General features: G+C 67.1%; 20 protein-coding genes. 11 read left to right on the top strand and 9 right to left on the bottom strand.

What is annotated here, in order from left to right:
• Positions 1-8 precede the first annotated feature (8 nt).
• From ACTOWK_RS09105 to ACTOWK_RS09145, 9 genes are all read right to left on the bottom strand, one after another.
• The gene (locus ACTOWK_RS09105) at positions 9-701 is read right to left on the bottom strand and encodes an ABC transporter ATP-binding protein (protein WP_441329851.1); all 693 of its coding nucleotides are present in this window, start codon (positions 699-701) and stop codon (positions 9-11) included.
• Positions 702-793: 92 nt separating this feature from the next.
• Entirely contained in the window at positions 794-2,059 is a 1,266-nt protein-coding gene (locus ACTOWK_RS09110) for an efflux RND transporter periplasmic adaptor subunit (RefSeq protein WP_441329852.1), read from the bottom strand.
• 292 nt (positions 2,060-2,351) lie between these two features.
• Positions 2,352-3,737, bottom strand: a complete 1,386-nt coding sequence (locus ACTOWK_RS09115; protein WP_441329853.1) for a leucyl aminopeptidase family protein — start codon at positions 3,735-3,737, stop codon at positions 2,352-2,354.
• Positions 3,734-4,450: an HAD family hydrolase gene (locus ACTOWK_RS09120; RefSeq protein WP_441329854.1), complete on the bottom strand. Its 717-nt coding sequence runs from the start codon at positions 4,448-4,450 to the stop codon at positions 3,734-3,736. The genes ACTOWK_RS09115 and ACTOWK_RS09120 overlap by 4 nt, the downstream gene beginning before the upstream one ends.
• A 151-nt stretch (positions 4,451-4,601) precedes the next feature.
• On the bottom strand, positions 4,602-5,753 hold the full coding sequence (locus ACTOWK_RS09125; protein WP_441329855.1) for an AI-2E family transporter: 1,152 nt from the start codon (positions 5,751-5,753) through the stop codon (positions 4,602-4,604).
• Positions 5,750-6,187 (bottom strand): hypothetical protein, encoded by a 438-nt coding sequence (locus ACTOWK_RS09130; RefSeq protein ID WP_441329856.1) that lies wholly within the window; start codon positions 6,185-6,187, stop codon positions 5,750-5,752. Before ACTOWK_RS09130 ends, ACTOWK_RS09125 begins: the two co-directional genes overlap by 4 nt.
• The gene (locus ACTOWK_RS09135; RefSeq protein WP_441329857.1) at positions 6,184-6,741 is read right to left on the bottom strand and encodes a phage holin family protein; all 558 of its coding nucleotides are present in this window, start codon (positions 6,739-6,741) and stop codon (positions 6,184-6,186) included. The genes ACTOWK_RS09130 and ACTOWK_RS09135 overlap by 4 nt, the downstream gene beginning before the upstream one ends.
• Positions 6,742-6,743: 2 nt before the next feature.
• Positions 6,744-7,106, bottom strand: a complete 363-nt coding sequence (locus ACTOWK_RS09140) for a hypothetical protein (protein WP_441329858.1) — start codon at positions 7,104-7,106, stop codon at positions 6,744-6,746.
• A gap of 166 nt (positions 7,107-7,272) precedes the next feature.
• Complete coding sequence (locus ACTOWK_RS09145; RefSeq protein ID WP_441329859.1) at positions 7,273-8,709, bottom strand: Do family serine endopeptidase; 1,437 nt, start codon at positions 8,707-8,709, stop codon at positions 7,273-7,275.
• An 832-nt stretch (positions 8,710-9,541) separates the two neighbouring features.
• On the opposite strand from ACTOWK_RS09145, the gene ACTOWK_RS09150 reads away from it, so the two are divergent.
• The 11 genes from ACTOWK_RS09150 to ACTOWK_RS09200 all read left to right on the top strand — a co-directional run bounded on the left by ACTOWK_RS09150 (position 9,542) and on the right by ACTOWK_RS09200 (position 22,081).
• Complete coding sequence (locus tag ACTOWK_RS09150; RefSeq protein ID WP_441329860.1) at positions 9,542-11,695, top strand: adenosylcobalamin-dependent ribonucleoside-diphosphate reductase; 2,154 nt, start codon at positions 9,542-9,544, stop codon at positions 11,693-11,695.
• Between the two features lie 269 nt (positions 11,696-11,964).
• Positions 11,965-12,504 (top strand): hypothetical protein, encoded by a 540-nt coding sequence (locus tag ACTOWK_RS09155; protein WP_441329861.1) that lies wholly within the window; start codon positions 11,965-11,967, stop codon positions 12,502-12,504.
• 157 nt (positions 12,505-12,661) lie between these two features.
• Positions 12,662-13,450 carry a TSCPD domain-containing protein gene (locus ACTOWK_RS09160; RefSeq protein ID WP_441329862.1) on the top strand — a complete coding sequence of 263 codons (789 nt, stop codon included), beginning with the start codon at positions 12,662-12,664 and terminating at the stop codon, positions 13,448-13,450.
• A gap of 588 nt (positions 13,451-14,038) precedes the next feature.
• Entirely contained in the window at positions 14,039-15,307 is a 1,269-nt protein-coding gene (locus ACTOWK_RS09165) for a delta-60 repeat domain-containing protein (protein WP_441329863.1), read from the top strand.
• A 541-nt stretch (positions 15,308-15,848) separates the two neighbouring features.
• Positions 15,849-16,751 (top strand): DUF6929 family protein, encoded by a 903-nt coding sequence (locus ACTOWK_RS09170; protein ID WP_441329864.1) that lies wholly within the window; start codon positions 15,849-15,851, stop codon positions 16,749-16,751.
• A gap of 95 nt (positions 16,752-16,846) precedes the next feature.
• Complete coding sequence (locus ACTOWK_RS09175; protein ID WP_441329865.1) at positions 16,847-17,215, top strand: hypothetical protein; 369 nt, start codon at positions 16,847-16,849, stop codon at positions 17,213-17,215.
• 122 nt (positions 17,216-17,337) lie between these two features.
• Entirely contained in the window at positions 17,338-18,558 is a 1,221-nt protein-coding gene (locus ACTOWK_RS09180) for a helix-turn-helix domain-containing protein (RefSeq protein ID WP_441329866.1), read from the top strand.
• A 46-nt stretch (positions 18,559-18,604) separates the two neighbouring features.
• Complete coding sequence (locus ACTOWK_RS09185) at positions 18,605-19,285, top strand: Vgb family protein (protein WP_441329867.1); 681 nt, start codon at positions 18,605-18,607, stop codon at positions 19,283-19,285.
• Between the two features lie 300 nt (positions 19,286-19,585).
• Positions 19,586-20,374, top strand: coding sequence for a DUF899 domain-containing protein (locus ACTOWK_RS09190; protein WP_441329868.1), 789 nt, complete (start codon positions 19,586-19,588; stop codon positions 20,372-20,374).
• A 30-nt stretch (positions 20,375-20,404) separates the two neighbouring features.
• Positions 20,405-21,028 (top strand): hypothetical protein, encoded by a 624-nt coding sequence (locus ACTOWK_RS09195; RefSeq protein ID WP_441329869.1) that lies wholly within the window; start codon positions 20,405-20,407, stop codon positions 21,026-21,028.
• A 240-nt stretch (positions 21,029-21,268) separates the two neighbouring features.
• Positions 21,269-22,081, top strand: coding sequence for a hypothetical protein (locus ACTOWK_RS09200; RefSeq protein WP_441329870.1), 813 nt, complete (start codon positions 21,269-21,271; stop codon positions 22,079-22,081).
• The last annotated feature ends 194 nt before the right edge of the window (positions 22,082-22,275 follow it).

Genomic DNA, 22,275 nt, shown 5'->3' on the forward strand with positions numbered 1-22,275 from the left:
CTCCCGGCTCAGGCCGCGTGCGACTGCTGCTCGACCAGGGTGCCCTTGTCGAGATGCAGCGTGTGGGTGGCGTACTCGGCCGCCTTCGGATCGTGGGTCACCATCACGATGGTCTTGCCGTGCTCGCGGTTGAGCAGTTGCAGCAGGTTGAGGATCTCCTCGGCCGAATGGCGGTCGAGATCGCCGGTCGGTTCGTCGCAGATCAACAAGGTCGGGTCGGAAACGATCGCGCGTGCGATCGCCACGCGCTGCTGCTGGCCGCCGGACAATTCGTTCGGGCGATGCTTGCCGCGGTCGGCCAGGCCGACCAGGGTCAGGGCGATCTCGGCGTTGCGCTTGCGCTGAGCGCCGCTCAGCGGGGTCAGCAGCAGCGGCAGTTCGACGTTCTTCTGCGCGCTCAAGGCCGGCATCAGGTTATAGAACTGGAACACGAAGCCGACGTGGCGGCTGCGCCATTGCGACAACTGGCCGGAGCTCATGCGGTCGATGCGCTCGCCTTCGATCGAGATCTCGCCGCCGCTGGGGTTGTCGAGGCCGCCGATGAGATTGAGCAAGGTGGTCTTGCCCGAACCCGAGGGTCCCATCAGGGCGACGAAATCGCCCTTGGCGATGTCCAGGTTGATGCCGTGCAGCACTTCGACCTTTTCCGGGCCGCGCTGATAGGTCTTGGTGAGGTGGTTGATCGAAACCAGGGTGTCCATCTTCGACTTCCTCGAACGTGGATCGGTGAAGGAGCGAGGGCGCCGGAGGCGGCGCGGCTCGCGGGTTTGGCAGGCGAGCGGCTCGCGCTCGCTCAGTCTTTGCTATCCGACGAACCAGCGGCGTCGTTTTCGACACGCACCGGGCCGCCGTCGGCGAGCGAATCGGGCGGGGCGAGCACGACGGTCTCGCCGCCGCTCAGGCCCTGGGTCACTTCCTGGTCGTCGCCGAGCTTGCGGCCCAGGGTCACCGCGGTTTGCGCGGCCTTGCCGTCGGCGACCACGAACACGCTGTCCTTGCCGTCGCGCTGGACGATGGCCGCGGCCGGCACCATCGCGCTGGGTTTGCGCGCGGCGGCCTGGGCCGGCTTGGCCGCCTCCAGGAAGCTCACTCGCACGCCCATGTCCGGGACGATGCGCGGGTCGCGGTTCTTGATCGCCACGCGCACCTTGACCGTGGCCTTGCCGCGGTCGGCGGTCGGGATGATCGCGATCACCTCGGCCGGGATCTTCCAGTCCGGGTAGGCGTTGAGCACCGCCTCGACCGGCATCTTGGGCTGCACGCGGCCGATGAAGGCTTCGCCGACATCGACCTCGATCTCCAGCGAATCCATGTCGACGATGGTGCCGATGCCGGTGCGGGTGAAGCCGCCGCCGGCCGACAGCGGCGATACGATTTCGCCGGGCTGGGCGGCCTTGGCGGTGACCACGCCGGAGAACGGCGCGCGCACGATGGTGTTGTCGACGCCGATGTCGGCGATGCGCAAGCCGTCGCCGGAGACCTTGACGTTGCGCTGCGCGGTCAGCAACTGCGCACGCAAGGCATCGCGCGTGGCCACGGCCTGGTCGTACTGCGACCTGGACACGAGCTGCTGGCCGGCGAGGGTCGACAAGCGCCGGGCGTTGGCCTCGGCTTCGGTGAGCTGCGCCTGCACGCGCGCGGTCTCGCTCTGCGCCGCGCCGAGCTGAGCGGCGCTGAGTTCGCGCTGGGCGTTGGCGTCGATCGGATCGAGCGTGGCCATGATCTGGCCTGCCTCGACGCGCTGGCCTTCCTCGATCATGACCTCGCGGACCTTGCCGGTGATCTTGGCCGAGACCGTGGCCATGCGCCGTGCGACCACGTAGCCGGAAGCGTCGAGCACCGAGGCGCCGGCGCCGTTGCCGCCGCCGATCGCGGTGACCGTGGCGGTTTCCACACGTGGGCCCGCGTTGCGGCCCAACAGGAACCACGCGCCGACGCCGAGCAGCGCGAGAACCAATACGGCGATGCCGATGAACAGGCCACGACCCGGGCCGGAGCGCTCGGGCGGGCGATTGCGATCGATACGGAGTTCTTTCAGCAGATCAGCGGATGCACTCATGGTCACAACCAAGACACCAGATAATGGCTAGTGTGACCGTGGTAGCCCTTGCACGCCAACGTGCAGAAAGTCAGTTTTTGTCAGCGCCGGTGTCGGCGGTTTTTCATGACAAACGTCATGCTTTCGGGCTTTGCGGGTGTTGCAGTGCGCGAATTCCGGCGCGGCTCCGGCACCGATGCGTGTTGTGCAAGGCTTGCGGATTCGCGTCGGGACGAGCGTCGATCCCGAGATCGGGATGCGAATGGGCGGGATGCGAATGCGGAGGGAGGCGGCCGCCGCATTCGCTGCAGCCTCAGCGCGCCGAGCGCGCCTTGAGCATGGCGTAGGCCGCGCGCAGGCCCTGGGCTTCGCCGCCGGCCGGGCGACCGGGGCGGTCGGCATCGTTCCAGCTGTAGACGTCCAGATGCGCCCACGGCAGCTCGGCCGGGACGAAACGTTCGAGGTACAGCGCGGCCGTGACCGAGCCGGCCATCTTCGACGGGCCGCCGTTGGCGAGGTCGGCGATGTGGCTGGTCAGGTAACGCAGGTAAGGGCGCCACAGCGGCATGCGCCACAGCGGGTCGCGTTGCTGGATGCCGGCATCGAGCCATTCGGCCGCGACTTCGTCGCGATTGGCGAACAGCGCCGGCAGGTCCGGGCCGAGCGCGATGCGCGCCGCGCCGGTCAGGGTGGCGAAATCCAGCAGCAGTTCCGGCGCTTGCTCGCCGGCATAGGTGAGGGCGTCGCACAGGATCACCCGGCCTTCGGCGTCGGTGTTGTCGATCTCCACGCTGACGCCTTGACGCGTGGCGATGACTTCGCCGGGGCGGAACGCGTCCGGGCCGACCGCGTTCTCGACCGCCGGCACCAGCAGGGTGATCCGCAGCGGCAGCTTGCGCGCCATGATCAGCTCGGCCAGGGCGATCGCGTGCGCCGCGCCGCCCATGTCCTTCTTCATCCAGCGCATGCCCTCGGCCGGCTTGAGGTCGAGGCCGCCGGTGTCGAAGCACACGCCCTTGCCGACCAGGGCGATGTGCGGATGCGCCTGGTCGCCCCAGCGCAGCGCGATCAAACGCGGCGCGCGGTGCGAGGCGCGGCCGACCGCGTGGATCGCCGGGAAGTTCTGCGCGATCAGCTCATCGCCGGTCACGACCTCGATGGCGGCGCCATGGCGCGCGGCGATCTCGCGCGCGACCGCTTCGAGCTCGGCCGGGCCCATGTGCTCGGTCGGGGTGTTGATCAGATCGCGCACACGCCAGCTCGCGGCGATCAGGTCGAAGACCTCGTCGCCGCCTTCCGGGGTCGCGTCGACCAGCAACTGCGCCGGCACGCGCGGCGGCGCCTTGTAGCGGCTGAAGCGATAGCTGCCGATGCCCCAACCCAGGCGCAGCGCGTCCAGGGTGGCGGCGTCGTGCTGGCCTTCGACGCGCCAGGTGCGCGCCGGCAGTCCGAACGGCGCATGGCCGTAGGAATACGGATCGAGCGGATCGCCGACCCCGAGCACGCCCGCGGCGATGCGGCCGTCGCCGCCGGGCACGATCACCGCGCTGCCGGGCGTGCCGTCGAAGCCTTGCGCGTCGAGCCAGGCCACGGCCGAATCGGCCAGCGTTTCGCGCCAGGTCTTGAGCGAGGCGCGGCTGACCAGGACCAGCGGCAGAGCGTCGCTGGCGTCGTCGGTGAAACCCAGGGGCAAAGTCATGCGGCAGCGGTATCCGTGCGATGCGCCGTGTCCAGCCAGTCGGCCAGTGCGGCTAGGGTGGTGAATTCCAGGTCGGGGCGCAGCTGGGCGTGCGGCCAACTGCGGCCTTCGCGGTTGATCCAGCAGGTGCGCAGGCCGGCGCGGGCGCCGCCGACGATGTCCATCTCGATGTCGTCGCCGACGTGCAGCACCTGCGCCGGTTCGACGTCGAGGCGGGCGCAGGCGGCGTGGAAGATGCTGGCGTCGGGCTTGGCGCGGCCGTGTTCGCGTGCGCCGAGCTGGAAGCGGAACAGCGGCATCAGGCCGATGCGCTGCAGGTCGGCGTTGCCGTTGCTGAGCGCGGCCAGGGGTACGCGCGCGGCCATGCGCGCGAGCGCTTGCTCGCTGTCGGCGTAGTGCTCGACCTCGCAGCGCGCGGCGAAGAACACGTCGAAGGCCGGTGCGACCAGGGCGATGTCTTCGCCGGCCTCGCGCAGCATGTGCTCCAGGGTCAGCCGGCGCTGCTGGGTGAAATCGTGGGCCAGGTCCGGGCGCTCGGCGGCGATGCGGTCGCGCAGCTCGCGCATGGCCTGGGCCGGGTAGCGCTCGGCGGTGAGCGGCGCGTGTTCGCGCAACCAGTCGCCGAGGATGTTTTCCGCCCGGATCATGACCGGAGCGATCGGCCAGACGGTGTCGTCGAGGTCGAGGGTGATGGCGCGTACGGGAAAGCTCATGCCGCCATTTTAGCGCGCCGCGGCACGGGGTTTGGGCGATGCCGCGCAGGAAACGCCGATCGGGCGGGCGAGGGAATGTGCTGTGGGCGGCCGCTGCGGGCCCACAGCACTCAGGAAAGCCCATCTACGGATCGAATGGACCGCGGAAGCATCACTCCAGCAGCTTCGACCAGCCTTCGAGGCCCTCGATGCGCGCCAGCACCAGTTTCACGCAGACCAGCATCGGCACGGCAAGCAGCAGGCCGATGATCCCCCACAGCCAACCGAAGAACATCAGCGCCAGGATCAGCACCAGTGGCGACAGCCGCATGCTGCGGCCCAGCACGATCGGGGTGACCGCCTGCGACTCGATCGCGTGCAACAGCAGATAGACGCCGGCCGGCAGCAGCGACGGCAGCAATTCGTCGAACGCGACCAGGCCGGTCATCAGCATGATCAGCATGCCGATCAGCGGGCCGGCGAACGGGGCGAAGTTGAGGATCGCCGCCATCGTGCCCCACAGCAACGACTCCTGCAGCGGCACCCCGAGCGCGTACAACGCGCCGGCCAGGGCCAGGCCGAGGCCGGTGTTGATCAGGCTGATGGTGAGCACGTAGCGCGAGATCTCGCGCTCGATCGAATGCAGGATGTCGATGGTCAGTTTTTTCTGCTGCGGTCCCGGCAGCAGCGCGATCGCATTGCGTTGCAGGGACTCGCCATAGACCATGAAGAAGAAGGTCAGCAGCACCACCGCCAGCACCTGGGCGACGTATTTCGGCGTCGAGGTCAGCGCGCGGTAGGGATCGTTGAGTTCGGTCTTGATCACCTGCACCGGCTTGCTGGTGCTTTCGCCGCCGGCGGCGCGCGCGATGTTCTGCGCGGCGCGGTTGGCTTCCTGCATCGGCTTGGTCATCTCGCGCAATTTCGGCGCCAGCTGTTTCATCTCGCGCGGCACCTGGCGCACCCACTCGCTGGCCGGCTCGACCAGTTGCAGGGCGAGCACGCCGGAAATCGCCAGCCCGCCGACGATCACCGCCACCGCGCCGATCACCCGCGGCAGATAGAGCCGCTGCAGCAGGCGCAGGATCGGGTTGCCGACCAAGGCGAAGAACGCTGCCAGCAGGATCGGCAGGATCAGTTCCTGGGCGGCCCACAGGGTGAAGCCGACCGCGAGCACGGCGAGTACATACAGCGGCACCGGCGCCTTCGGCCGCGGTGCAGGGGCGGGCGCCGCCGCAGGGGCGGGCTCGGGTTCGGCCTCGCCCGGCGGAGGTTCGGCCGAGTCCGGCGAAGTGGGCGGTTGCGGCGGTGCGGAGGCGCTCAAGGCTCGATCGATTCTGTGCGGTCGTTGCGCGCACTGTGCGCCGTCGTCCGCGGCGGCGCCACTGTCGTCAGCCCGGGCGCGACCGAGCCGCTGGCTTCGGCGACGGCCTCGGCGTTGTCGGCGGCCTGTCCGGCCTCGCCGGCGGCACGGCCCGCCTGGTCGGCCGCGCTCTGCGCACTGCTGCCGGCGAACAGCCCCGACAGCATGGTGATGATCTGCATCAGGTTGCTGCTCTTGGCCGCGATCTTGACCGGCTCGGCGCGGCCCATCAGGAAACCGCTGACCAAACCGGCGATGACGATCCGGCCCGGCGTCCAGGCCTCGTGCCAACGCGCCTTCAGCATCGCCTTGCGTTCGAGCGCCTGCTCGTAGCGGCCTTCGAGCAGGTGCTCGCGTTTGTGCACGCGTCGTTGCAGTCGTTCGAACCGGCTCATGGCGCGTTCTCGTGATCCTTCGGGTGGTCCTTGCCGTGATAGCGGGCGGAGTGCCCCGCGTCGGCGGCCAGATGCGCCTGCAGTTCTTCGTCGTCGAGATCGCCCATGCCCAGGCGCCGCAACTGGCGCCGGGTCGCGTGCAAGCGGGTGAATTCGAAGTAGTGCATGGCTTGCCACACCCCGAGCGCGGTCACGACCAGGCTCAGCCCGGCCGCGGCCAGCATCGAGGCCAGCCACGACCAGCCCAGCACGCCCTGCAGCAGCGCGATCAGCGCGGCCATCAGCAGCAGCCAGGATGAGGCGCCGAACACGATCGCCACGCTGACCCAGAGCAGGGCGCGGCCGAGCGCGCTGCGGGCGAGGGCGAAGTCGGCGATGAACAGACCGCGCAGGGCGCGGCCGGTGTCGATCGCCGCCGACAGGCCTTCGCGACCGGCGTCGCGGATCTCGCGATACGAGTCCTCGATCGACGGCCCCCGCCCCTGCCCGGCAGGGTCGGGGCCGTCGTCGCCGCCTGAAGCGGGGTCCGGAGCGTTGCGGCTCGGATCGCTCACGCTTACTTGTCGCCGCTGCGGGCGAGTTTGGCGATGATGAAGCCGGCCGCGAAGGCGACGCCGAACGAAGCCAGCGGCCGTTCGCGCACGAGTTCGGCGGCGCTTTCGATCAGGTCGCGGCCTTTGTCCATCAGCGCATCGACCTGTTCGCGCGCGGCGCCGCCGGCATGTTCGGCGGCGGCGATGCCGGCCAGCGCGCTGTCGGCGAGGTCGGACTTCACATTGGCCTTGCCGAGCTTGAGCTCGTCGCCCGCGACGCCGGCGGCGCTGCGGATGGCTTCGCCTGCGTCGCTGGCGGCCTGCTTGAGGTGGGTGCCGGCCTGGCCGAGATTGGTCTTGATGGCGTCGGTCGAAGTGGGGGTCATCGTGGTGTTCCTCCGTGCTGCATGGATGAACCGCTGAACGAGTCCAGGGTTCTAGCGGGCCGTCGACGTGCCGGGCTGTCCCGGCCCTCGGCGGCATTGATCGGATCGCGCCGCGTTGCGACGCGCATTCATGCCGATGGCAACGGCGCAGGATGCTCCCGCGACGTTACTGCATCTGCAGATCGCCGCGACGATTGCCGCGCACGATTCGCAGTACCAACTGTGCCGGAGCCCGCGTGAAGCTAGCGCGGAAACCCGGAAGATCGTCGAACTGGCCGCTGGTGGCGGCGACGATGACGTCATCCTTGCGCAAGTCGTTCTTCTCGGCGCGGCTGCCGCGGGCCACGCTTTCGACCACCACGCCGGAGAAACCGGACTGGCGCAGGCGTTCGGGCAACTCGGCGAAAGTAGCGCCGCCCAGGCGCGCATCGAGTTCGCCGCCGGCCACCGCCTTGGCTTGTTCGCGCAGGCTGGCGGTGAGCTGCAGCGGCTGGCCGTCGCGCAGCACGTCCAGGGCGATCTTGCTGCCGATCGCCTGCAGGCCTTCGAAATTGCGCAGGGCGTCGCGGCCGTCGACGCGTTGGCCGTTGGCGGTCAGGATCACGTCGCCGGGCTTGAGGCCCGCCGCCGCCGCCGCGCTGCCGGCGAACACGCGCGAGACCAGGGCGCCGCGCGGCTCGCCTAGCTTGAGGCCGGTGGCGAGCTGCGGGGTCACGTCCTGCGATTCCAGGCCCAGGCTGCCGCGGCGCACGACGCCGTTGTTGGCGATCAGTTGGTCCTTGATGTTGCGCGCCAGGTTGGCCGGGATCGCGAAGCCCAGGCCGATGTTGCCGGCCATGCTGCCCTGCGGGTTGAAGCTGGCGGTGTTGATGCCGATCAGCTCGCCGTTGAGGTTGACCAGCGCGCCGCCCGAATTGCCCGGGTTGATCGAGGCGTCGGTCTGGATGAAGTTCTGGTAGCCCAGGCCGCGCAGGCCGCTGCGGCCGACCGCCGAGACGATGCCCGAGGTCACGGTCTGGCCGATGCCGAAGGGGTTGCCGACCGCGACCACGAAATCGCCGACCCGCAGCGCGTCCGAGTCGGCCAGGCTGATCGCGCTGAGGTTCTGCGCCTGCACCCGCATCAGGGCGATGTCGGTGTCGGGGTCGGAGCCGACGAAGTCGGCCTTGATGGTGCGGCCGTCGGCCAGGGTCACCGAGACCTCGTCGGCGCCTTCGATGACGTGGTGGTTGGTCAGCACGTAGCCGTTCTTGGCGTCGATGATCACGCCCGAGCCCAGCGATTCGTTGATCCGCTCCTGCGGGATGTTCGGGAACATGCGGCGGAAGAACGGGTCGTTGGCGAACGGGTTGCGGATGCGCACGGTCTGCTTGGTGTGCACGCTGACCACCGCCGGGGTGACCCGTTGCAGCATCGGCGCCAGCGACGGCACCGGCTGGCCGCCGACCGAGGCCGGCAATGCGCCGGTGGTCGGCAGCGGCAGGGCGGCCGCGGCCGGCGAGGCCTCGGCCGGCGTTTGCAGCCCCTCGCGGATCGCGGTGGCGGCGAAGCCGCCGAAGGCGGCGGCGAGGGCAAGGGTCAGCAGGGTCGGCAAGGGGCGCATCGAGTCGCTGTTCCGGTCAACGGTGGAAGGGAAGGAGAGGGCAATACAGACATCGAGGCGGTCGCGCGGACGATCAAGCCTGCGCGCCGGCACGGGGCTTGGACCGCGGCGTCGCGATCTCGTTCAGTGTCGCGGCCAGTGTCGGAGAATGCGAATAAATAGCCGATGAAGTACCCGCGCGTATCGTCTCGTCGTCGCCTCGCCGCGGCTGGCACGGGGGCTGCGCGGGGGCGCTGCATCCGATCGCGCCGAAATTGGAATGCGTGACCGCGCCGACACCGACAAAGCGTGATAGCCATCAAAAAGCCGTTGACTTCCAGAAACACCGGGCGTAGCTTGAAGTCTCTGCGACGCCACAACATCTAGTGGTCGGCTTCGTAGAAGGAGCCCAAGCGTAGGGGTTCAGCTTGGGTCGGTCGGTGCGTAGCCTTGATAGCGAGCGGGCGCATGACGGGAACAGGCGCGAACCGCAAAGACCAGCCAAATACCGCACGTGGCGCGTAACCAACGCGAACGCGTGCGTCGCCGTCGGCGGGGGGCTGGCGGCGGCTCCGACCCCCGGTTTCGGTTCGCCGGCGCCAGGCGGCAGTACCCGCAACACGCTGTACACGCGCGACTCGTTACATGGATCAGCTGACGGCAGTAGAGCGAACGCAATGCCCCGGTTACCGATTCGACCCAGGTCTCGACGAAGACCCGCTCCACCCGCAACACGCACGACCCCAGACAGACACCGGCTTTAGATAAACCCCGGTTACCACGTACATAAGAAACCACCGATGGCGGGCGCAACCGAACGGCCCGCCGTCAAGATTCAGGAGACGAAACAGGCATGAGCACGGTGCGCCTCGAGGCGGTCAAGAACGCGGTGGCAGATAAAGACATCGCCCTGCAACCCGCGTCCCAGGACATCTGGGACAAGAAATACCGCCTCAAGACCAAGAGCGGCGAAGCAGTCGATAGCGATATCGACGCCACCTACCAGCGCGTGGCACGCGCCCTCGCCGATGCCGAGCCCAGCGCCGAGAAGCAGCAGTACTGGTACGAGCGCTTCGTCTGGGCGTTGCGCCGCGGCGCCATCCCGGCCGGACGCATCACCTCCAACGCCGGCGCGCTGGAGCACAAGCCCGCCACCTCGACGATCAACTGCACGGTCTCGGGCACCATCGAAGACTCGATGGACGGCATCCTGGAGAAGGTCCACGAAGCCGGCCTGACCCTCAAGGCGGGCTGCGGCATCGGCTACGAATTCAGCACCCTGCGACCGCGCGGCGCCTTCGTCGCCGGCGCCGGCGCCTACACCTCCGGTCCGATGTCCTTCATGGATATCTACGACAAGATGTGTTTCACCGTGTCCTCGGCCGGCGGCCGCCGCGGCGCCCAGATGGGCACCTTCGACGTCAGCCACCCGGACGTGAAGGACTTCATCCGCGCCAAGCGCGAAGACGGCCGCCTGCGCCAGTTCAACCTGTCGCTGCTGATCACCGACGGCTTCATGGACGCAGTCAAGACCGATGCCGACTGGCCGCTGGTGTTCCCGGTCAACATCAAGGAACAGGGCGACGTCGACCTGGAAGACCCGAACCAGGTGGTCTGGCGCGACTGGCCGACCACCCGCAACTACGTGGTCCGCGAGGACGGCCTGGTCGCGTGCAAGATCTACGGCCACATCCGCGCCCGCCACCTGTGGGACATGATCATGGTCTCGACGTACGACTACGCCGAGCCCGGGTTCATCCTGATCGACCGCGTCAACGAGATGAACAACAACTGGTGGTGCGAGACCATCCGCGCGACCAACCCCTGCGGCGAGCAGCCGCTGCCTCCGTACGGCGCCTGCCTGCTGGGTTCGGTCAACCTGACCAAGTTCGTCCGCAACGCCTTCACCGAGCGGGCCGAGTTCGATTGGGAGGAATACAAGGAAGTCGTGCGCGTGTTCACCCGCATGCTCGACAACGTGGTCGAGGTCAACGGCCTGCCGCTGGAACAGCAGCGCGCCGAGATCATGCGCAAGCGCCGCCACGGCATGGGTTTCCTCGGCCTGGGCAGCACCGTGACCATGCTGCGCATGAAGTACGGCTCGGCCGAGTCCTGCGAGTTCACCGAGCGCATCGCCCGCGAAATGGCCGTGGCCGGCTGGGAAATGGGCCTGGCCCTGTCCAAGGAGAAGGGCGCCGCCCCGATCATGGAAGAGCGCTTCGCCGTCACCGCCGAGATGCTGCGCAAGCGCCCGGAGATGAAGGCCGACGGCTGGAAGATCGGCCAGGAGATCCCCGGCAAGGTCCTGCACGCCAAGTACTCGCGCTACATGCAGCGGGTGGCCGGCGTGGCCCCGGAGCTGGTCGAGGAACTGGCCGACATCGGCGCCCGCTTCACCCACCACAGCTCGATCGCCCCGACCGGGACCATTTCGCTGTCGCTGGCCAACAACGCCTCCAACGGCATCGAACCCTCGTTCGCCCACCACTACAGCCGCAACGTGATCCGCGAAGGCAAGAAGTCCAAGGAAAAGGTCGACGTCTATTCCTTCGAGCTGCTGGCCTACCGCGAGCTGATCAACACCAAGGCGATGCCGTTCAGCGAGGAAGCCGAGGCCAAGCTGCCCGACTACTTCATTTCCGCCGACGACATCAGCCCGAAGGAACACGTGGACGTGCAGGCGGCCGCGCAGAAGTGGGTCGACAGCTCGATTTCCAAGACCGCGAACGTCCCCACGGACTACCCGTACGAGGACTTCAAGGACATCTACCGCTACGCCCACGAGCAGGGCCTCAAGGGCTGCACCACCTTCCGCTTCAACCCGGCCGCCTTCCAGGGCGTGCTGGTCAAGGAAGCCGACCTGGAAAACACCACCTACCGCTTCGAGCTCGAAGACGGCAGCGTGATCGAGGTCAAGGGCAACGAGCAGATCGAGTACGACGGCGAGATGCACACCGCCGCGAACCTGTTCGACGCGCTCAAGGAAGGTTATTACGGCAAGTTCTGATCGGCGCACTTGAGCGCCCGCCCGGTCCGCCGGGCGCGCGCGGCAGGTGGGTACGATACGCAGTACGGGCACGGCGGCCGTTACGCCGGACGCGGAATTCAGGCCGATTCCGCGTTCCTCCGCCAGGTTTCGCCGCGACGGCCTCGGGCGCGAAAAGCCGACCCCTGTCTACGCCCGCGCAGCAGGTATAGCATCGCTCCGGCAAGACCCCGATTACACGTACCGCGTACGTACCGCCCATTAGAAAAAACGCCCACCAGGAGGGCACCATGAGCAACGGTAATGGAGTGACGGCGACCCTGACCCAGGCCGCCGAGAACGTCAAAGAAACGGCGTCCAACATCGGCAGCGCCATCGCCAACCGCGCCGAGGAAGCCGTGGCTTCGGTCAAGAAGACCGCGACCAAGGCCCGCAAGGCCGCCAAGAAGGCCGTCGGCACGGCCAAGAAGAAGCTCGCGACCGCCAGCGCCAAGGCCAAGAAGGAAGCGACCGCGCTGAAGGCCAAGGCCACCGGCAAGAAGCCGGCCAAGAAGGCGGCGAAGAAGGCCGCCAAGAAAGCGACCAAGAAAGCTACCGCCAAGAAAGCCGTGAAGAAGGCCGCGAAGAAGGCGACCAAGGCGGTCAAGAAGGTAGCGAAGAAGGCAGCCAAGGCCGTCAAGAAGGCGACCGCCAAGAAGGCTCCGGCGAAGAAGGCCGCAGCCAAGAAGGCGACGGCCAAGAAAGCCCCCGCCAAGAAGGGCGCGGTGAAGAAGGCCGCCAAGAAGGCGCCGGCGAAGAAAGCCGCGAAGAAAGCCGCGAAGAAGCGTTGATCGATAGGCGCCTCGCGTTTCCGCCCTCTCCCGCGCCGCGGGAGGGGGTCGGGGCGACGGCCGCCGGCCGGAACGGTCCGGTCCCCGAGTAGGTATCCGCGTCACCCGTTCAGCGCCACCACACAAGAACAAGCACGAAGCACCAGGAGTCGGGCCCATGGCCGTCAAGATCGAAAAGAAAATCAAGGGCTACAGCGTCGTCAGCCTGGAAGACAAGACCAAGGAAGCCGCGAAGGCCTCCGCAGCAGCCAGCGCCGCCGCCAAGGCCGACGAACTGCCGGTGGCCGACGTCATCCAGATGCACGAGCGCATCGAGCGCCCCGAGATCCTGATCGGCTCCACCTACAAGATCAAATCGCCGCTGTTCGAGCACGCCTTGTACGTGACCATCAACGACATCGTCCTCAACGCCGGCACCGAGCACGAGTCGCGCCGTCCCTTCGAGATCTTCATCAACTCGAAGAACATGGACCACTTCCAGTGGATCGTCGCGCTGACCCGCATCATGTCCGCGGTGTTCCGCAAGGGCGGCGACGTCACCTTCCTGGTCGACGAAATGAAGGCCGTGTTCGACCCGCGTGGCGGCTACTTCAAGGCCGGCGGCGTCTACATGCCGTCCCTCGTCGCCGAGATGGGCGCCATCGTCGAGGACCACCTCAAGTCGATCGGCATGATCCACGACCCGGAAATGAGCGACGCCCAGCGCGCCCTCATCGCCGAAAAGCGCGCCGCCTACGAGCAGCGCGGCTCAAAAAAAAACTCTGAGGTAATCCCGGCCGCCTCGCTCGGCGCAGTCGAACCGCGCAGCGAAGACGTCGCGGTAACCGGCGAAGGCGCCTCGTTCCCGCCGACCGCGACCCTGTGCCACAAGTGCAGCACCAAGGCCCTGGTCCTGATGGACGGTTGTGCGACCTGCTTGAATTGCGGGTATTCGAAGTGCGGGTGAGGCATCGCCTCGCGCTTCGAACGGCATAGCCCGATGTTGCGGGCGCCTTAAAACCGCTAGTTGGGCGCCCGGAAGTCGCTAGTACGGCAGAAGCTGTTAGTACCTGTGGGGCTCTCCGGAGCCCCATTTTCTTTTTGACAAACGCTGCCCAAAGCGGACCGTGACGGCTACGAAAGCTTGGGTTCGGTGCTCTCAAGCGCTGGGTAGCCCATGTCTCCGGAACGTCTCAACGACGGAGATTTGCCTGGGGCACACTAGGCAACGGGGGTATCCGCTGAATGTCCGCGCAGAACCTGGAACCTGCGCACCATTGCAAACATAAGCATGTCCTGGACCGAGAAACAGGGCAGTGGGTGGCCCTGGTCCAGTACATGCCGCGGATGGAATTGTGGCGCTACTTTTGAGCGCTGCACCTTAAGACCGACTTCATGCCGCGCTGCCCGGCTACTTGCGCGATACCTGTACTCAGGCACGGATACCTCCGGCAAGGGACGCGACCCTCATAGCCGCCTTCAAAATCATGCGCACTCAGTACACCGTCGCTACACCCCAAATGGATTCGACCACATTCAACAAGGAGAGCCCGCAGTGATCAGCAACACGATGAAGGTATCGTTTGGCATGGCCATCAGCGCCATCAGCGCCATCAGCGCATTTGCAACGCCCGCACAGGCCGCATCGCTGGACCCCACGTTCGGTTCGGCAGGCACCACCTCCACCGCATTCGGCAATTACGGTGCCGCCGCGCGGGTGGTTATCCAACCGGACGGACGGATCGTCGCCGCCGGGCAGGACGCCCTCGGCGACTTCGCACTGGCGCGCTATACGACCGCTGGTGCGCTGGATACGAGCTTCAATGGCACCGGCAAGGTCGCCACCACGCCGTCCGGCAGCTGCTCGGGACAGGCGCGCGCACTCGCCCTGCAGGCGGATGGCAAGATCGTCGTTGCAGGTACCTCGTGTCCGAACTTCACCTCCAGCCGCAACTTCACCGTGTATCGCTACAACACGGATGGTTCGCTGGACACCGCCTTCGGCAGCTCGGGCAAGGCGACCGTCAATTTCTACGCGGGGGCTTCGGAAGCCTATGCCGTTGCCGTACAGGGCAGCTCGATCTGGGTTGCGGGCTATGCCGGTTCCGGTTTTGCGCTGGCGCGCCTTACCAGCGGCGGGACCTTGGATTACAGCTTCGGCAGCGGTTCCGGTACCGTGACCTCGGCGGTCGGCACCGGCTCTGCCTTCGCCAACAGCCTGGCCATCCAGGCGGACGGCAAACCCGTGTTGGCCGGCTACGCGTCGAGCGGCGGCACTGTATTCGCGTTGACGCGCTACACCACGAATGGCGCGCTGGACACCACGTTCGGCGCCGGCGGTAAAGTTCTGACCAATGTGGGCGGCACTTCCACCGGCAACTCCGCCATCGCCACTTCGCTGGCGATTCAAAGCGATGGCAACATCGTCGCCGCTGGCTACGCGAAAAGCACGAGCGCAGGCTACTACCGATTTGCTGCCGTTCGTTACACGAGCACCGGCGCGCTGGACAGCTACTTTGGATCCGGCACCGGCAAGGTCCTTACCGCCATCGGTAGCGGCGATGCGATCGGTAGCGATGTCGCCATCGACGCCAACGGAGGAATCATTATCGGCGGCTACTCCACTGCGAGCAGCTACCGGCAGTTGACCTTGAATCGCTACGACCAGTTCGGCAACCAGGACGTCAGCTTCGGGCCTGTCGCCACCACCGTCGGTAGCGCGAATGCCGCTGTTCAAGGGCTCGCCCTACAAGGCGACGGCAAAGTCGTCGTAGCGGGCTATGGCAACTCGCCGGTGACCTTCGTTGTTGCGCGCTACCAATAAGCTGTCGCTCGAAATCGCCAGCCTCAACGGCAGCATCGGCAAAGCTCCCTCTCGCCCACAGCGGGGGGAGGGGGCCTCCTGGGAAAACCCATTCTGTGTGGGTCCCTGAAGGCGCTAATTGGGCGCACGGCCGTTGTCGGTAACCAGATGGGGCTCTGTGGAGCCCCATTTCCCCTTCCGGCAGACGACTTGCGACTGAAGAGCAGTCTCGCAAGCCCCGGTTTGTCCAGCCATGTCGAAGGCATCATCCGCCTCGACTTCGAGGTGGCGGCCGGAAGCGGACCCGCCAACTGAAGTCGATGTCGGATTGATCAGATCCCCATATGCTTGAGCGTGGCTGAGGCGTTCCGCAGAACCGACGGTGCCTGTCTTCATAGCCTCCTCACTCCTGGATGAGAGAAGCAGGTGCGTCGGTGCAGCGACGTATCGTGGCCGTTACACAGGGCATTGGCCCAACCAGCACCGTCCACGACCCCAAATGGACATAATGCGAGACCTCGTACTCCCTCCGGCAATGATCCTCTCGACGCTAGTTCGCTCCTTGGACATCGACCCGGCCTCGCATCCCCGGGGGCAGCCGCATATCAGCTCGGCCAGCGGCCTGACGATCGTGGGCGATTGGTTCTATATCGTCGCCGACGACGAGAATCACCTGGTCGCATTGCGAAGCAACGATGTGGAAGCCGGAGCGTTGCGGATGCAGCCGCTCCTGGAGGCGCGGCTGCCGACGGATCCCGCAGAGCGAAAGCGCCGGAAGAGAGACCTGGAGGCGCTCGTCCACGTGCCTGGGGACGAGGACCGTCCGCCGATGTTGGTTGCCTGGGGCTCCGGTTCGCGTGCGCAACGCGACTTCGCTTATGTCGTCGATCTCAGCGCGAACGGCAGCCTTGCCAGCGCCGCGCGAGCGGTTTCCCTGACGCGATTGCACGACGTGCTGCGCAGTCACGTCGGAGAGCTGAACATCGAGGCCGGACTCGTCCGGGGCGATGACTTGTACTTGTTCAGCCGGGCAAACCGGAGCGTGCCGGTAAACGGCTGCTTTCGCCTCGACCTGGGCCTGGCGATCAATTTCCTGTTGGCCGATGAAGACGCGGTGGAGGTGCCCCCGGTGCGTTTCACCGAACTCGGTCTGGGCCGAATCGGCGAAGTGCCTGTCGGCATTACCGATGCGACGCTCCTCAAGGCCGGCGGTTGGCTGCTCAGCGCCGTGGCGGAAAATACCTCGAGCGCCTACGACGACGGCCGATGCGCTGGGGCTGTGTTGGTGGCCTGCGACCCGAGCGGCAAGGTGGCATGGACGGGACAGCTGGATGGCGGCTTCAAGGTGGAGGGAATCGCCTTCGATGAGCAAGGCACGCTTTGGCTGACGACCGATGCCGACGACCCCGGCGTGCCATCAGGACTCCGTCGTCTGCGATGGCCCCCACCCGGGTACTGCCTGTAGGCGCGATAGCTCGATCGACAGCTCGATCGACGAGGTCGCAAACGCCTGGCAGGATGGCGCTATGCGCGACTCGACCCGGACATGAGGTGCAATGAATGTTCAAGGTAACCCTCACCACGCTCTTCTACCTCGCCAGTTGTGCCGTCCTGTTTGCGGCCCACACGATCGCGTCCGGCGTACTGGCCAGCTATAGCTCGGCTTATCCGGCGTCTCTCGGAAGTCATGCGCCCGCGTTCTCGGTCACGGCCGTGTCGCTGATGCAGAACAGCGCGTGGCTGTGTTTCGGCGCGCTGCTGATGTCGGCCGCGCTGGCGCTGGTGACCTTGCTTCGCGCCAAGTCGCGCGAGTCGAAGCTGTATTGGGTTTCGTCGCTCGCCATCGTCAATTATCACGTTGGCGTTTTCCTGCTCGGGGCCGTGGCGGTCGGGTTCTTCGTGCTGCCGAAGCTCGCCAGTAGCTTCTGATGGATCGGTGTCGATGGCCTGGCGGTTCGCTAGTCGCGGATCATATGGCCACTCCGAACGGCCGGCTCCCCGCACCGAAGCAGTCACAAACGCCGGAGACCGCGGCGAGGTAGCCTGTCCTCATGGACTCCCTGATCGCCGCCTCCGCACGCGCCCTCGCCGCCGGCGATGCGCTCGGTGCGCTCAAGCGGGTGGCGTTGCGCGAGGATCCGCCGGCCTTGGCCCTGCGCGGTATCGCCATGGCCCAGCTTGGGGAGCATCCTCGCGCCCGTGAGCTGTTGCGGCGCGCGGTGCGCGGTTTCGGCAGCCATGAGGAATTGGCGCGGGCGCGCTGCGTGGTGGCCGAGGCCGAGGTGGCGCTGGCGATGCGCGATCTCGGCGGTTCGCCGCGGGCGCTGACGGCCGCGGCGGCAATCTTGGAAGCGCGCGCCGATCATGCCAATGCCTTGCAGGCGTGGTTGATCGCGGCGCGCCGTCTGTTGTTGCTCGGCCGGCTCGATGAGGCCGCGGCTGCGTTGGCCAAGCTCGACGCGCAGCCGCTGCCGCCCTCGCTGGTGGCCATGGCCGAACTCACTTCCGCCGAGTTGTCGCTGCGGTCGCTGCAGACCGAGACCGCACGCGCGGCACTCGATCGCGCGCAGACCGCCGCGGCTCGCGCCGGCGTGCCGGCCTTGTTGGCCGAAGTAACCGAAGCGAGGCGGGCGCTGGATCGTCCCGCCGCTCGCCGGCTTTCCGCCGACGGCGAGCAGGCGCTGCGTCTCGACGAAGTCGCCGCGCTGTTGCAATCGGATGCGCTGGTGGTCGACGCCTGCCGCCGCGGCATTCGCGCCGCAGGCGCATGGCAAGCGCTGACGCGGCGGCCGGTATTGTTCGCCTTGGCGCTCGCGCTCGCCGAGGCCTGGCCGGGCGATGTCGAGCGGGAAGTCCTGATCGAACGGGCCTTCCACACCCGCCGTCCCGACGAAACCCATCGCGCGCGGCTGCGGGTCGAGATCGGCCGCCTGCGTTCCTTGCTCGGGACGTTGGCGCAGATCGAGGCGACGACGCGCGGCTTCGTCCTCAAGCCGCTTGAGGCGCGCGAGGTCGTGGTGCTGGCGCCGCCGATCGACGGCGAACAGGCCTCGCTGGTGGCGTTGCTGTCCGACGGAGCGGCCTGGTCGACTTCGGCGCTGTCGCTGGCGTTGGGGGCCAGTCAGCGCACCGTCCAGCGCGCGCTGGCCGAACTCGAAGCCACCGGACGGGTGCGCTCGATCGGCCGGGCGCGGGCCCAGCGTTGGCTGGCGCCACCCCTGGCCGGATTCACGACGATCTTGTTACTCCCTGCTGGGTTGCCGATTGAATAGAGTCTTTCCACGGCGCCGATCCGTGTTGCGCCACGAGGAGTCAGCCATGAGCAGCAAGACCCAACCACTGCACAGCTCCAAGGTCGGCACGCGCACGGCGGAGATCGTGCGCGAGTACGGCCCGTTCGGCGGTTCCGACCGCGTAGGCGGCGTGACCCACGACGGCCGTCGGGTCTGGGCCGCCACCGGCACCAAACTGGTCGCCTTCGACCCCGCGAGCGGTGAGCCGATGGACTCGCTCGACGTCGCCTGCGATGCCGGCACGGCCTTCGACGGCACCTACCTGTACCAGATCGCCGAGGCCCGCATCGACAAGATCGAGCCTGCCACCGGCAAGGTCGTGGCCTCGATTCCGGCGCCGGGCAACGGCGGCGATTCGGGGCTCACCTGGGCCGAGGGCAGCCTGTGGGTAGGTCAGTACCGCGATCGCAAGATCCACCAGGTCGATCCGAAAACCGGCGCGGTGATTCGTTCGATCGAGTCCAACCGCTTCGTCACCGGCGTGACCTGGGTCGATGGCGAGCTGTGGCACGCCACCTGGGAAGGCGACGACAGCGAGCTCCGCCGCATCGACCCCGCCGACGGCACCGTGCTGGAGCGACTGGAGATGCCGCCGGGCATCAACGTCAGCGGGCTCGAATCCGATGGCGCCGACCTGTTCTATTGCGGCGGCGGAGGCAGCGGAAAAGTCCGCGCCGTGCGGCGCCCGAAACGCGCCGCGGCCTGATCGCGGGCCGCTCATCCGCCGTCGCCACAGGCGGCGGACCGCGAAGCGGCATCGCTCGCTTGGCCGGTCTTGAATACGCGACAGCGGCCAAGCCATAGCCGTAGCGAACCTTCGTAACGAGTTCAGCGAAACGAACTCAACGAAGCGAACCCAATGAAACGAATTCCGCGAGCCGGCGAACCCGCCTGTGCCGATGGACGGGTTCGCCTCGACGATCGAGTATTGGACGCAACCGCCATGCCACGCGGTGTGGCGGAGCATTGGCCGAAATCAACGGCTCTTCGAGCCTGGGAGCACAGCATGAACACCGTCACTGCCGAATTGAATGCAATCCATCATCCCGTCGTATCCAGGGACCGCTGGATGGACGAACGCATGAAGTTGCTGGCGCGCGAGAAGGAACTGACCCGCCTCGGCGACGAGATCGCCAACGCGCGACGCGCGCTGCCCTGGGTGCGCATCGACAAGGACTATGTCTTCGATACCCTGCAAGGCCCGCGCCGCCTCGCCGAACTGTTCGACGGCCGCCGCCAGTTGCTGGTGCAGCATTTCATGTTCGCGCCGGGCTGGGAGCAGGGCTGCAAGAGCTGTTCCTACATGGCCGACCACAACGACGGCGCGAACCCGCACCTCGCGCAGCGCGACGTCACCCTGGTGGTCGTCTCGCGCGCGCCGCTGGCCGATATCGAACGCTTCCGCCAGCGCATGGGCTGGCAGTTCCCTTGGGTGTCGTCGCACGGCAACGACTTCAATCATGATTTCGGCGTCAGCTTCACCGCCGAGGAAGTCGCAAGCGGCGAGGTGCCCTACAACTACACCGTGCAGCCGTTCCCGCACGTGGAAGCGCCCGGCGTCAGCGTGTTCTACAAGGACGAGGCCGGGGAAGTCTTCCACACCTATTCGCGATTCGGACGTGGCGTGGAAGTGATGATGGGTGCGTATCCGCTGATCGATCTCACGCCCAAGGGTCGCAACGAAGAGGCCTTGAGCTATCCGATGGAATGGGTGCGGCATCACGACCGCTACGAGCCCGCAGCGGCGGCGACGCCGGCGGCCGCGCCCGGTTCGTGCTGCCAGACGCACGACTGAGCCGATCCGCTCCACTTCGAGGGAGGCGTCATGGCGAGTCTGTGGCCGTGGATGGTGGTCGCCGGGCTCGGTGCCCTGCACGGGCTGAGTCCGGCGACCGGCTGGATGTTCGCCGCCGCCTGCGGCGTGCGCGACAGGACCCAGGTCCGGCGCACGCTGCTGCCGATCGCGATCGGCCACGTCGTGTCGATCGCGATCGTGGCCTATGCGTTCGCGCAGGGGCTGCAGATGGACCGTGCGCAAGTCCAGGGCGTCGCCGGCGCCTTGCTGGTCTGCGTGGCCTCGTACCGTTGTTTGCGTGGCGACAGACGGCCCGCGCCGCAGTGGGCGAACGCGGGCCGTGTCGGCATTGCGTGCTGGTCGTTCCTGATGGCGACCACGCACGGCAGCGGCTTGATGCTGGTGCCGGCGTTGGTGCCGATGTGTCTGTCCGGTAGCCCGGCGCGTGAGATCACCGCATCGGGTTCGTTGATCCTGGCGTTCGCCGCTGTCGCCCTGCACATGGCGGCGACCCTGGCCACCACCGGTGTCATTGCCGCCGCGGTGTCGCGCGGCGTCGCGAGCCAAGCCCATCGGCTCGGCAGTGCTGCGGCCAACCGGGCCTGGACCGCAGTCATGGCGATCACCGGCGTGTTGTTGATCGTGATGCGTTGATTCGAGCAGGCGCGCTGCAGGTTCGCCTGCAGCCGCTGCGCTGCGTCGATTTCACAACGCGACGGCCTCCGCGTTTCTACCGGACGAGCCTGTGCCGTCGTACGACTCCGTATTCCAGTCCCTCCGCGATGGGACGGTGCGACGGCGGCCGCTTCGGACCGCTGCGCACCGTGAGAGCGATGTGTCCTGTGCGGTATCCGGTTTCGATCGCCGATTCCACAGACCCGACAGGTACCCATCATGAGCAGAATCATCTACACCGGCGCGCCCGCCAATCCGCGCTGGAGCACGAACCAGCCCATCTTCCTGGGCGCGCAGTATCAGGCCGGCCCGGTGGCGGTCCGGCAGATCGCCAACTTCGGTGCCTCTTCGGCTGCGGCCGTGCTCGGGCCCGACCTGATCATGCCGGGGCAGCAGGGCAACAACGTGCCGACCGCCGGCGGAGCGCCCTGGGACCAGTTGCTGGTCGGCGGACCGCCGTTGACCTTCACCCAGGACAACACCAACAACTGGATTCGCGGCCATCTGATCAATGGACGCTGGGGCGGCCCGGGCAATACCTGGCAGAACCTGGTGCCGCTCACGGCCACCGCGAACGCCAACCATGCGACGGTCGAAGGCTATATGGATGCCTTCCTCGCCGCGAGTTACGCGTATGAGACCAGCGGCCAGCGCGATGCTTGGTACGGCCTGTACTACTGCGTGCAGAGCTCGGCGAATCCGTTCTCGGATCCGACGACGACCAACAATCAGAACCTGTATTCGTATGCGCCCGAGTTCATCCGCATCCTCTGGCGCGCCGTAAGGATAGTGAAACCGGTCAACGTGTCGACCGCGACGGCGGCGGCGAATATCGGCGCCTATCCGATGAATGCGGTGGCCGCCTTTCCGGGGGGATTCGTGGTGCCTGCCTTGCCTTACGCGATGAACGGCAATGCCACGCTGCCTCCGGGTAATGCCGCCGGCGGAGCGGTGCTCGGCGCTATACCGGCCGGCTTTCCGGCCGCGCAGGCGAACGGCTTCGACGGCGGCATCGAGATCCACCAGAACTGAGTTCGTCGGCGTGCGAAGGCGGCGGTCACGCCGTGCACCTGCGGAGGCGATCACGTAAATGCAAGGCGCAGCCGAATCAGGACACCGCGCCCGATGCGTGCGCATCCGGGCAGGCCGTCGCCGCGCGACGGCCTTGCGTCCATCTGCGAGGACGACCTCCGCTGCGCACACTCGCCCAGTGTGGGAGTAATGTG

The organism is Lysobacter sp. CA196 (assembly GCF_052078695.1).
GTDB lineage: Bacteria > Pseudomonadota > Gammaproteobacteria > Xanthomonadales > Xanthomonadaceae > Lysobacter.

Bases quoted from the DNA above. Each gene is read 5' to 3' on its own strand.
- ACTOWK_RS09105 (WP_441329851.1), bottom strand. From the start codon at position 701: ATGGACACCCTGGTTTCGATCAACCACCTCACCAAGACCTATCAGCGC.
- ACTOWK_RS09110 (WP_441329852.1), bottom strand. From the start codon at position 2,059: ATGAGTGCATCCGCTGATCTGCTGAAAGAACTCCGTATCGATCGCAAT.
- ACTOWK_RS09115 (WP_441329853.1), bottom strand. From the start codon at position 3,737: ATGACTTTGCCCCTGGGTTTCACCGACGACGCCAGCGACGCTCTGCCG.
- ACTOWK_RS09120 (WP_441329854.1), bottom strand. From the start codon at position 4,450: ATGAGCTTTCCCGTACGCGCCATCACCCTCGACCTCGACGACACCGTC.
- ACTOWK_RS09130 (WP_441329856.1), bottom strand. From the start codon at position 6,187: ATGAGCCGGTTCGAACGACTGCAACGACGCGTGCACAAACGCGAGCAC.
- ACTOWK_RS09140 (WP_441329858.1), bottom strand. From the start codon at position 7,106: ATGACCCCCACTTCGACCGACGCCATCAAGACCAATCTCGGCCAGGCC.
- ACTOWK_RS09145 (WP_441329859.1), bottom strand. From the start codon at position 8,709: ATGCGCCCCTTGCCGACCCTGCTGACCCTTGCCCTCGCCGCCGCCTTC.
- ACTOWK_RS09150 (WP_441329860.1), top strand. From the start codon at position 9,542: ATGAGCACGGTGCGCCTCGAGGCGGTCAAGAACGCGGTGGCAGATAAA.
- ACTOWK_RS09155 (WP_441329861.1), top strand. From the start codon at position 11,965: ATGAGCAACGGTAATGGAGTGACGGCGACCCTGACCCAGGCCGCCGAG.
- ACTOWK_RS09160 (WP_441329862.1), top strand. From the start codon at position 12,662: ATGGCCGTCAAGATCGAAAAGAAAATCAAGGGCTACAGCGTCGTCAGC.
- ACTOWK_RS09175 (WP_441329865.1), top strand. From the start codon at position 16,847: ATGTTCAAGGTAACCCTCACCACGCTCTTCTACCTCGCCAGTTGTGCC.
- ACTOWK_RS09180 (WP_441329866.1), top strand. From the start codon at position 17,338: ATGGACTCCCTGATCGCCGCCTCCGCACGCGCCCTCGCCGCCGGCGAT.
- ACTOWK_RS09185 (WP_441329867.1), top strand. From the start codon at position 18,605: ATGAGCAGCAAGACCCAACCACTGCACAGCTCCAAGGTCGGCACGCGC.
- ACTOWK_RS09190 (WP_441329868.1), top strand. From the start codon at position 19,586: ATGAACACCGTCACTGCCGAATTGAATGCAATCCATCATCCCGTCGTA.
- ACTOWK_RS09195 (WP_441329869.1), top strand. From the start codon at position 20,405: ATGGCGAGTCTGTGGCCGTGGATGGTGGTCGCCGGGCTCGGTGCCCTG.
- ACTOWK_RS09200 (WP_441329870.1), top strand. From the start codon at position 21,269: ATGAGCAGAATCATCTACACCGGCGCGCCCGCCAATCCGCGCTGGAGC.